Consider the following 10714-nt stretch of genomic DNA (forward strand, 5'->3'; position numbering starts at 1 on the left):
TGGCGCTATTTGGCAATCTCGCGTGCAAGGGAAAACGCTTCCTGGAAATCGAGCGCGATCGTTTTTTCGGATTCGATCATTCTTTTGAAAAGGCCAGACTCGACCTTATATTTGACGTTGCCGATGGCAAGCGGGCCAATTCCGACGGCCTTTGCCGCTTCTAGCGGGTCGCCATTGGCATTGACGGCCAATCCTTCGATGCCTGCGGGCGGGACCGCGTTGACGTCAGCGGCGATAAGCAAGCCGCTGCCTCTCAACTGGGCCTTTGAAACCACCTGGACGCCGGCTTTCGCACAAGCCAGTATGACCTCACTTGCTTCGACCAGATCGGTTTTCCGGGCATCGCTCGATCCGTCAGCCGCATCGACACCTATCTTGAATCGGCTTTTGATCTCGGCAGCGATCTGTTTCACCCTTTCGATGCCGTCATGGCCGACAAGCGTGACGCGGGCGCCCTCCCTTGCCGCGATGACGGCGGTGCAGAAGCCAACCACGCCGGTGGCGCCGAAAACAGCCACCCTCGTGTCCTTCAGCCCGCGCTCGAATTTCTTCTCCAACGCCTTCTCGACCTTGGCCACCATCGCCGCGGCCGTGGTGAACGAGCCGGCCGGGTCGGCAAATACCGAAACCTGGAAAGGCGGCACCATCGCCTTCTTCGCGGCATCGAACATGTCGAGCGCCAACGAAGCATCCTTCCCGGCGATAAAGATGCCGGTATCGACACCCGCATCCGGCGGGCGCGAAAAGATCGCGTCCTGAACCAGGCCTGTCACCTCACCAAGGTCGACATCGACATAGGGGACCACGCTGTCGAAGCCAGCGTCGAGCGCCATGTTCACGTCGAACGGGCTCATGTGCTTCAACGGCGTCAGCATATGCAGGATATGTTTGCGGGCCATTTCTCGCCTTTCTGCTTGGAATCTGAAGCGTCAGCTGCCGACGAGACCGAGTCCGGCCGAACTGATCTTCGCGCCGGAGTTCCTGCCTTTGACGATCTTGATCTGAAGGCCGTCTTCAACGGTTATCTTCTGAACCGCGCCGACGAATTTGAGCGCGGCGTCATGCGACGGCGCGAAGGCAAAGCCTGTGGGTCCCCAGGAACTCTGGCCGATCCCGACGGCGCCCGCTTTATTGAGACGGTGAGCGACCATCTCGACCCGCTTTGAAGTGAACACGCCGCCTTGCGCCGGAGCGAAATGGCTGCCGATCAGCATCTGTATCGCGGTGACGGCAGCGCCGAATGCCGCAAGATCGCGCTCGACCAAGGCCGGCATGATACCCATCAGCACCCTCCGGCAGATCTCGCCGCTGCCCGCCGTCGGGAAGGGTGGCAGTGAACGGAACGCCGCGACCTCGGCTTCGCCATGCAGTCCATGCCCGGCATGGTCGAGGATGAGGATGACGCGCCATTCTTCGGGAAACGGCAGTCGCGCCACGACCGGAGGCGGTCCGCCACGCTCGTCCTTGCCCGCGTCGACAATCACGCCGCCGTCTTCGAAACTTGCGATGCCGATTCCAGATCGGCCGCCTCTTTCGAGCAGGGTCGCGTCGCCGGCGACATCGAGAGGCAGGTTGTGGAGCGTTCGCAGTGCAGAGGCGACGGCAAGGGCGATCTGCGTGCCGGACCCAAGGCCGGCGTGACTCGGGATCGACTGTTCGATCACCAAATGGTGCTGGCCGCGAATGCCGAGATGCCTGCAGAGCGTCGACAAGTGCTCACCGGCGCGAACGCCCTCGGAACCTTCGACTATGGTCTCGCCGGACCGCGACAGGGTGACAACGGTTTCGGGTTCACTCAACGGAAGCCCAACGCTGCCAAAGCGACGTCCGGCATCGCCATTGAGATCGAGGAAGCCAAGGTGAAGGCGAGCGGGCACTCGTACGGTAACAAAATTCGACATCTGCCCCCCGATGGGTGCATCATGGATGCATCATGGAAGTTTAGGTGCCCGCCACGATGATAACTGTTTTCGTCGAGGGAGCAAGCCAAAGAGAGTGCATTCATGTTTCTGCTTTGGCCTGTCGTGTTGACGGACCGAGCAATTCGGGGAGGTCGAGATGAGCGAAACGGTCAAGGAGAAGGTCTATTCGGACGCCGAGATTGCCGACCGGCTTGAGAAGGAGTTGCCGAAATGGCGCCACGAAAACGGCTGGATACGGCGCAAATACAAGACCCACAGCTGGAAGTCGACGCTGATGGTCATCAACACGGTTGGCCATCTCGCCGAGGCGGCGTGGCACCATCCCGATATCACCGCTTCCTATGCCTGGGTCGAGGTACGCCTGATGAACCACGCGGCGAAGGGTATCACCAACAAGGACTTCGAGTTGGCGAGAAAGATCGAGGACGTTGTCCAGTGGCAGCCGGCCAAGGAAGGCGGAGCGCTGGAGGGAACTCCGGCGACCGATCAACGCTTCGCTTACATCAAATATGATTAAGCGCGGTCGGAGTTTGTTGATAGCGTATGAAAACATTCGTTAATCTGCTGGCAAGCGGGGTTCACGGCCAATCCAGTTTCGTCTAGGATCGAGCCGGCACCAGAAAGTAGTGTAGCGAATGGCGGTTGCTTGGATAGGCAACCGGGAAGCGCTGGTCGAGCGCGCGGCTGCGCATGCCGCGTCGCTGTTATCGTCAAGCCGGTGCCCGGTTTTCAGCTTTGATACGGACATACACGGCACGAGGGCGGCGATCGCGCTGGCCGAGCGGCTTGGCGCGGCATACGATCACACCGACGGCGCGGCACTTGCCCGAGAGACCCTGCTTTTTACCGACAGGGGCGCGATGACCGTCGCCCCTGGGGAGACGCGCCGGCGTGCCGATATCGTGGTGATCGTGGGCGAACTCGCACAAATCCATCATGATCTTGTTGCCGAACTCGCTGGCACGGTTCCCGATCTCTCGACCAGGCCCGATCTCTCGACCGGGATTGAGCGCGAGTTCTTCCTGGTGGGATCGAACGGGGTGTCCGCGCCGCCGCTGAAAAACGGGCGCAAGGCAACGCTCCTTTCCTGTGGCCAGGCTAGCCTCGGCGCCACGCTGGCGGCGCTGAGGGCGCAGTACAAGGGGCGGCAAACATCGCGACCGGTGTCGAACTTCAACGATTTCGCCAAGGCTCTGGCGGCTGCGCACTTTCCCGTGTTCCTGTTTTCAGGCCACGCCACCGATGGGTTGGCGTTGGAGATGCTGCAGGGGCTGATCGCCGATCTCAATCGCAAATCACGTGCATCTGGCCTTCATCTGCCGGCGAGCGAAAACGGGTGGGGAAGCGTGCTCGCCTCGACCTGGATGACAGGTTTTCCATTGCGCACGGGCTTTGCGCGGGGCTTCCCGGAATTCGATCCCTGGCGTTACGATGTGGCGCGCATGATCGCCGCCGGCGAAGCCGACCTGCACCTGCGGATCTCCGCCACGGTTGCCCAACTCCCGAGAAAAAGGGGACGCATGGCACTGATTGCGCTGGCTAAAACGGAAGAGCCGGTCGCAGGCGCCGCGGTCACCATCGCCATTGGCGAAGCTGGGGTCGATCACGATGCGGTTGTCTATTCCAGCCGTACCGGCTCGCTGAAGTCGACTGATACCCGCGCTGCTTCGAAATTGCCCTCCGCCGCGACGATCATTCGCCTAGTCGCCAGTCGGGTTTTCGCCGAGGCATTGCCATGCTGACGAAAATCGCCAACGGCGACATCGTCGACCCCGTCAACAGCCGCCTCGGCAAGGGCGACCTGTGGATCAAGGACGGCAAGATCGTCGCGGCGCCGGCTGACGGGGTGGCCGACCGGACCATCGAAGCCGCCGGCTGCATCGTGATGGCGGGCGCCATCGACATCCACTCCCACATTGGCGGCGGTAACGTGAATACCGCGCGGCTTCTCTTGCCCGAACAGCATGCCGCCCATCAGGCCCGACCGGCGACCACGCCGCTCTCCAATGCCGGCTGGTCGACCTTCCAGACCGGCTGTCTCTACGCCAAGATGGGCTTCACGACGGTCGTCGAACCGGCGATGTCGCCGGGATCTGCACTCCACACCCATCTCGAGCTGGCCGACATCCCGATCATCGACAAGGCGACGCTCGCCATTCTCGGCAACGACGACTTCCTGCTGTCAATGATCCGTGACGCCGCCACACCTCAAATGATCGAGGACTATGTCGCCTGGACGGTCGCCTCGACGCGAGCGCTCGGGGTCAAGGTGATCAACGCCGGTGCAGCGGCCGCCTTCAAGGAAAACGCACGCACGTTCGCGCTGGACGATGTGGTGCCTTCCTACGGCGTCAGCTCGCGCAACATCGTCAAGACGCTGCAGGCCGCCGTCGACAATCTTGGCCTGCCGCATCCTTTGCATGTCCATTGCAACAATCTGGGCATTCCCGGATCTGCGGACACGGCGGCCGCGACGATTGCGGCGGCGGATGGGCAGCCGCTGCACCTTGCCCACCTCCAGTTCTATGGCTATGGCACGGAAGGAAAGCGAAGATTTTCCTCCGCTGCCGCGCGGCTTGCCGAACTGGTCAACACGACGCCGGAAGTCACCATCGATATCGGTCAGGTGATGTTCGGTCAGACGGTCACGGTCTCCTCCGACGTCATGCGGCAGTTCTCGGCGCGGGGCAGCGCGCATCCGAAAAAGACCGTCATTCATGACGGGGATGGCAATGGCGGCGGCATCGTGCCCTACAGCTATGGCAAGGACTTTTATGGCACGATGCAGTGGGCGATCGGGCTCGAGCTTTTTCTCCTGATCGACGATCCCTGGCGTGTGTTCTTCACCACCGATCACCCCAACGGTGCACCCTTTACCGCTTATCCGGCTCTGTTCGAGCTGCTGATGAGGCGGGAAGCACGCACCGAAATGGCCGCTGGACTTTCACGATCCGCCTTAGCGCACTCTACCCTGTCCGCAATCGATCGCGAATACACGTTCGAGGAAATAGCCATCATGACGCGCGCAGCGCCGGCCAGGCTGCTTGGGTTGACGGATCGAGGCCATCTCGGCGCCGGCGCGATAGCCGATATTGCTGTCTATCGCAGGAACGAAAGTATCGCGAAAATGCTCGGACAGGCGGCATATGTTTTCAAGGATGGCGATCTCGTCGTGCAGGACGGGGAGATCATCCATTACCGCTGGGGCAAGGCCCTCAGGCTTAATCCACCTGTGGACAAGGCGATGGTGCGGCGTCTGGAGGACTATCACCAGCAGCGCTACGGCCTGTCCTTGGATTGGTTCAATTTCCCGGATTCCGCGATTGCGCGTGAACAGCCATTCGGCGAGGTGCCATGCCGAACGTGAGCGTAAATGGCGTAACGATCGACGATACTTTTGCCGAAGCCTTTGGGATGCGGGCAACCGCCATCATCATCACCGCGCCGAACCGGAAATGGGCACGGCAGGCGGCGATCACGATGACCGGCTTCGCCACCTCGGTAATCGGTTGCGGCTGCGAAGCGGCAATCGATGCCGACCTGCCGCCGTCAGCCACCCCGGATGGCCGGCCCGGCTGCCGCGTGATGATCTTCGCGATGGGAACCGATGAATTGCAGAAGCAACTGCTCAATCGCGTCGGGCAGTGTGTTTTGACTTCGCCGGGCTCCGCCTGCTTTGCCGGGCTGGAGGGCAGCGCTAAGCTCAAGCTCGGTTCGGCACTGCGTTATTTCGGCGACGGCTGGCAAATCTCCAAGAAGATCGGCGACAGGCATTTCTGGCGCATTCCCGTCATGGATGGTGAATTCCTCTGCGAGGCAACAACCGGACTGACGAAGGAAGCCGTCGGCGGCGGCAATTTCTTTGTCATGGCCGAAAGCAGCGCCAACGCATTGGTCGCGGCCGAGGCCGCGGTCGCCGCGATCGGAATGGTGCCCGGTGCCATCGTGCCGTTCCCGGGCGGCATCGCCCGTTCGGGTTCCAAGATAGGTGGCAAATACAAGGGCATGATCGCCTCGGCCAACGAAGCCTACGCGCCGACACTGCGCGGTGTGGTTGCGAGTGAGCTCGGCCCCGACATCAACGCCGTCCTGGAAATCGTCATTGATGGTGAGACCAATGATGCCGTTGCCGCGGCGATGAAGGCCGGCATCAAGGCCGTCATCCAGATCGGACCGAAGAAAGGCGCGGTTCGCATCGGCGCCGGCAATTACGGCGGCAAGCTCGGTAAGTTCATCTATTCGCTGAAGGATATGTTGCCATGAAGGCGCTGACCTTCACTCTTGTTGCCGAACCGCCTGAGCGCCTCGACCTGTCGCCGCTGACGCCGGAGCGGCTTGCTGGGAGCGAAAGACGGGATATCGAAAAAATCCGGATCGGCATGTCGAAGCACGGATCGAAGGTGGGCGACATTTTTCGCCTCGCCGGCAGCGATCCGCTGAGCATCGTGTTCGAAGGAGGAAGCGCGCGCCTCGACCGGGTGGCGCAAGGCATGGGAGGTGGATCGGTTCGCGTGATCGGCAATACTGGCGCGCAGGCCGGGCGCGCCATGCGCAGCGGCAAGCTGACGATCGAAGGCAATGCAGGGCCGCACGCCGGCTCTGGCATGCGCGGCGGCAGGCTGGAGATAACAGGTAATGCCGGCGATCACCTTGGTGCGCCGCTCGTCGGCGAACTGGCCGGCATGAATGGCGGCGTGCTGATCGTCAGGGGCAGGGCGGGCGCCTTCGCCGCGGACCGGATGCGGCGCGGTCTGATCTCGGTGCTGAAAGGCTCGGGCGACTATGCCGGCAGCCGCATGATCGCAGGCACGCTGGTGGTAGCCGGTGGCATCGGTGAAATGCCCGGCTACCTGATGCGTCGCGGTTCGATCCTTCTTGATCGCGCGCCAGGACATCTGTCGCCGAGCTTCGTCGAGTGTGGCGCGCCCGAGAGCGTTTTTGCCACCATCATCGATCGTCATCTGATCGCAGAAGGCATTTTGAAACGGCCGCTGCTGGGGAGCGCACCACATAAATATGGCGGTGACAACGCGGTGCTTGGAATGGGCGAGGTTCTCTTTCCGCGCCGATGAGGTTTCCGGCAACGAGATCGATCAAATGCTTGTGCCTGTCGAGCGGCCCTGCTCGCTGAGCTTTAGGAATGTGTCCAAACGTCGATTTGCCGCCAGGTATTGGCTTCGGTCACGTTACACCGGGCTATTGGAGACCTGCAGGGCGCGTTTCGGCAGGTGCGCGGGCGGATAATTGCGCTTCCGCTGAGCGAAACATGTCCTCGAATGCAAGCTCGGTTTCAAACACGGTGCTTCCAAGGCTGATCGCCAGAACGTCCTCGGTCCCCTTGGGCGCGAAATAGACCTGTGCGACGCTTGCCCGAATGCGCTCGCCAATTTCCGCGGCCTCCGCTTCGGTCGTACCTGAAAGAAAGACCCCGAACATCGATGTTCCTATGCGACCTACCATATCCTCCTTGCGGACCGCAGACTGAATGGCCGAGGCGACGAGCCGCAAGGCCTCATCGCCCCAATCTGGACCGTAGCGAAGATTTATGGAGCGAAGGTGTTCGGCATGAATCACTAGGAAGGCGCCGGCGCGCGGCCCTGGCGCTGACGGCCTGGCCGCGCGCCGCTCGACCATCGAGGTGAAAACCGGGCCGTTCAGGCAGCCTGTCACCCTGTCATAGGTCTCGGCCCTGTTGAGCTCCCGCCGGTAGCCGCGGATCTGGGCCTGCTTCAAGCCGATCAATACGAAAAGCGGCAGACCGATGATCAGAGGCAGCAGCACCGCAGTGACCATGCTGCGCCCGAACGGCGTCAAGACATCGCTGAACAACAGCAGATAATTGAGGCCCACGGAGAGGGCAAGGCTGCCAACGGTCCCCAGGACGGCGAGCCACGCGACACCCTTCCATACCGGCTCGGTGGCGGTCGTTTCGGCTTGTGCCATTACCAATCTCCTGTCAGATCGGCGAGCATAGCGCCGGCATGCGCAATTTCAGTTGCGGCAAACCATACAATTTGATCGATGTGCGAATCGTGAATCGATTTCGCCTATCGCGGCGGGCCGAAAACTCCCACCTCCGCGTCCTCGGCGACTGCTTGCGCCTTGCCATAGATGCCGGTGGGCAGCGCGATCGCCCAGCCGTTGGACACAAGCCAGGCGCCGACATCCTGCTTGCCAAGGCTACACGGCGCGGCAATGGCAAAACGCTCGATCTCCGGCGGCATGAAGCACTTCAGCGCGCGCCCAGGCAGCCAGGAGTTGAAGGCGGCGCGTGCGCGCTGGCCGCAGGACCAAGCGACATCGTGAAACGAGCAGGTGGCTTCCGGTTCTATGCTGGCCACACCACTGACGGCCACTTTGCGTCCCATGGATTCGAAAGTCGCCGATGACGTTGCCATTGGCCGGAAGAGCAGGGTTTCGCGCCAGTCATCTGGCATGGGCGTTTTAGGGGGCACGGCGAGGCCGAGGTCGCCGAGCGGCGGCCGGGCTTCGATCCGCTCGATCTCGGGCAGGTCAATCGACGGCAGCGCGACAATGCCCTCGGCAACCCTGCGCGCTTCTCGCCATCTTCCGTCGAGAACAGTCGTCTGCGACCGGGCTGGTTGCCCGGCATTCTCGACACGAGTCCCAAGGGCAGGCCTGTCGGTCGCAAGCAAGGCTCCGGCATGCATGATCAGGGCAATCCCGAACAGCAGCTCGAGGCCTCCGACCGTAATGACCAGGCGGGCCAGCACAGCGTTCGTTACCGGACGGTCAGAACCCCGAGGTCGATTTGGCAACCAGTTTGAGCGCACCCTTTTCTATCCGATAGAATGGCATCGATCTTTGGCTGGATCCATCGGCGCGAAAGCGGAACAGGCCGGTCGATCCGCGAAATCCACTCGGATTTTCGAGCACCTGTTTGCTGAAACCGTCAGGTCCGACCGCGCTGGCAATTCCTGCAGTCAGCGCAACCATATCATAAGCGTAGGCTACGTTGACGTCGGCGGGATAATTGTATGTCGTCCTGAAGCGATCGGCGATCGGCCCGGTTTCGCCCGGATCGAGCGTTGCGATATAGGCTCCCTCGAACGATGGTTCCATGGGATGCTCCAGCCAACGGCTGGTTCCGACGACGGAGGTCGCCTTGCCCGCAATGCCCTTTGATTTGAGAGCGGCAAGTATCGGCGACGGGCTGGCATCGCCGCTGGCAATGATGACAGCGTCGGGAGTGTCCACGAGCGAGGCCATTTCGTCGACCGCCTTGGCGGCGCTGTCGCCGGCCGAATATGGAACGGTGACGGCGAGCGTCGCGCCATAGATGCTGAGACTGTTGGCGACCCGCTTCTCGACCGTGCTGGCATTCGAGCCACCCGCGACAAACAATACGAATTTTTTTCCGCCTTTTGCGGCGATGCCCGCAGCGCCCGCCGCCGCACTGTCCGCTTCGCTGAGGCGCACGGCATAAACACCGGCGCCGCCCGCGAAATTGTCGGCAAGCGCCAGCACGGGCGGCCGCTTCGATCCCGACAATGTGGCGATATGCTGGGCTGCCGGCAGTTCGGTCGGCCCGATGACGACTTTCGTGCCGGTCGTCAGGGCTTGCAGCGCCAATTTGCCGGCCTGTGCGTTGTCGCCCCTGGTGTCCTCCACCGTCAGCGTAAGCAATCCATTGCCGATATCGGTCATCGCGAGCTTGGCGCCATCGAGCATCTTGCGGCCATTTTCCCCCGCCGTTCCCGAGGCGGATAATGGCAATAGCATGGTAATTTTCGTCGAACCGGCACCCATCGACTGGGTTGCCTGGGCCGGGCCGGCGGCCGGGGCGCCGTCCTGCCCGGCAGGCGCGGCAATCGCCGCCGGATCGAGCGCTTCGGTAACGCCCCCCTTCGACTGGCAGCCCGACAATACCGCGGCGAGCGCGAAGGCGGTTGCCCAAATCTTCAGCCCACGGACCCGTCGGCCAGCTTCCATGATTGTCCCACCCTGTTCACCGCCGGCTTATTATTCCCGGTCTGGTCTCCGACGCATGTTACGGCGAACTGGTCGTGCCGTCCTGTTTTTCTTCAGCCGCCGAAGAGCCGGGCCCTCAGCGCCCCGACCCGTCGCGCTTGCCCTGAGAAGGTATCGCGGTCCGACGAAAACGCGGAAACGCCGAACGTCGCCATCGGCAACGGCACGGTCGGCTGATAGCTCGCGAACGCCTTGAATGTCTGTCGCATACCACACTGCGGTTGCGTCACAATGGGATCGGCTGCGCCGAGCCGGACGACGGAGGTTGTGCCATGGGAGGCTGCTCCAGCCGGTCGGCGCAAGCCAGCGTGACGACTTGGCCAATGCCGGCCAGGGCGATCGTTGCGGCGATCGCCTTCAGGAGTTGATCCGTCCGCTGCCATGGTGGCCAACAGGCGCAGGTTGCCTATCCGGTCAGTGCATGTACTCGACCATGCGATCGTGGAAACACTCGCATTTGTTGAGCGTGTCTTCGTCCTTGTAGTTCGTCTTAAGATAGCCGTAAGCCATGCCGCAGGCGACCTTGGCTTCGGAGGCCCAGACGAAAACCGGCCGGGACGAATTGATCCACTCCGAGCTGTTGGCGACGACGACCGACTCGTCCATCAGCTTCACAACCTGATCCCTGAGATCGACGATGTTGTCGTTCAGCACCAGGTTGGAGGTGCCGACGACACCGCAATAATCGCCCGTGGGTCCTTCGATGATGTCGGCGGCATTGAGGCCCGTCGACAAGATCGACAGCAGACCGGCCCCAAAAGCCACCCGCAAGATTCTGTTCATGTTGCTCACCCCGTTTC

11 protein-coding genes are annotated in these 10714 nt (G+C 62.0%); 5 read left to right on the forward strand and 6 right to left on the reverse strand.

Annotated features, from left to right (window positions below):
* Window positions 1–5 precede the first annotated feature (5 nt).
* Complete coding sequence (locus FJ986_RS04905) at window positions 6–899, reverse strand: NAD(P)-dependent methylenetetrahydromethanopterin dehydrogenase (protein WP_140673545.1); 894 nt, start codon at window positions 897–899, stop codon at window positions 6–8.
* 30 nt (window positions 900–929) lie between these two features.
* On the reverse strand, window positions 930–1901 hold the full coding sequence (locus FJ986_RS04910; protein WP_140673547.1) for a beta-ribofuranosylaminobenzene 5'-phosphate synthase family protein: 972 nt from the start codon (window positions 1899–1901) through the stop codon (window positions 930–932).
* A 157-nt stretch (window positions 1902–2058) separates the two neighbouring features.
* Between FJ986_RS04910 and FJ986_RS04915 the strand changes: the two genes are divergently transcribed.
* The 5 genes from FJ986_RS04915 (at window position 2059) to FJ986_RS04935 (ending at window position 6994) form a co-directional block, all read left to right on the forward strand.
* Window positions 2059–2439, forward strand: a complete 381-nt coding sequence (locus FJ986_RS04915) for a 4a-hydroxytetrahydrobiopterin dehydratase (RefSeq protein ID WP_140673549.1) — start codon at window positions 2059–2061, stop codon at window positions 2437–2439.
* 118 nt (window positions 2440–2557) lie between these two features.
* Complete coding sequence (locus tag FJ986_RS04920; protein ID WP_140673551.1) at window positions 2558–3664, forward strand: tungsten formylmethanofuran dehydrogenase; 1107 nt, start codon at window positions 2558–2560, stop codon at window positions 3662–3664.
* Window positions 3658–5289, forward strand: a complete 1632-nt coding sequence (locus FJ986_RS04925; protein WP_140673553.1) for a formylmethanofuran dehydrogenase subunit A — start codon at window positions 3658–3660, stop codon at window positions 5287–5289. The genes FJ986_RS04920 and FJ986_RS04925 overlap by 7 nt, the downstream gene beginning before the upstream one ends.
* A complete protein-coding gene (fhcD, locus tag FJ986_RS04930; protein WP_140515165.1) occupies window positions 5277–6185 on the forward strand; it encodes a formylmethanofuran--tetrahydromethanopterin N-formyltransferase in 909 nt (302 codons plus the stop codon). The genes FJ986_RS04925 and fhcD overlap by 13 nt, the downstream gene beginning before the upstream one ends.
* Window positions 6182–6994: a formylmethanofuran dehydrogenase subunit C gene (locus FJ986_RS04935; RefSeq protein ID WP_140673555.1), complete on the forward strand. Its 813-nt coding sequence runs from the start codon at window positions 6182–6184 to the stop codon at window positions 6992–6994. Before fhcD ends, FJ986_RS04935 begins: the two co-directional genes overlap by 4 nt.
* Window positions 6995–7118: 124 nt before the next feature.
* Here the strand turns inward: FJ986_RS04935 and FJ986_RS04940 are convergent, their stop codons facing one another.
* From FJ986_RS04940 to FJ986_RS04955, 4 genes are all read right to left on the reverse strand, one after another.
* Entirely contained in the window at window positions 7119–7865 is a 747-nt protein-coding gene (locus FJ986_RS04940; RefSeq protein ID WP_140673557.1) for a GGDEF domain-containing protein, read from the reverse strand.
* Between the two features lie 104 nt (window positions 7866–7969).
* A complete protein-coding gene (locus FJ986_RS04945) occupies window positions 7970–8716 on the reverse strand; it encodes a thermonuclease family protein (protein ID WP_246681768.1) in 747 nt (248 codons plus the stop codon).
* Window positions 8676–9875, reverse strand: coding sequence for an ABC transporter substrate-binding protein (locus FJ986_RS04950; protein ID WP_140665715.1), 1200 nt, complete (start codon window positions 9873–9875; stop codon window positions 8676–8678). The genes FJ986_RS04945 and FJ986_RS04950 overlap by 41 nt, the downstream gene beginning before the upstream one ends.
* Window positions 9876–10328: 453 nt before the next feature.
* Window positions 10329–10697, reverse strand: a complete 369-nt coding sequence (locus FJ986_RS04955; protein ID WP_140673561.1) for a hypothetical protein — start codon at window positions 10695–10697, stop codon at window positions 10329–10331.
* Window positions 10698–10714: the final 17 nt, after the last annotated feature.

The sequence above is a fragment of the Mesorhizobium sp. B1-1-1 genome, assembly GCF_006442955.1.
Classification (GTDB): domain Bacteria; phylum Pseudomonadota; class Alphaproteobacteria; order Rhizobiales; family Rhizobiaceae; genus Mesorhizobium.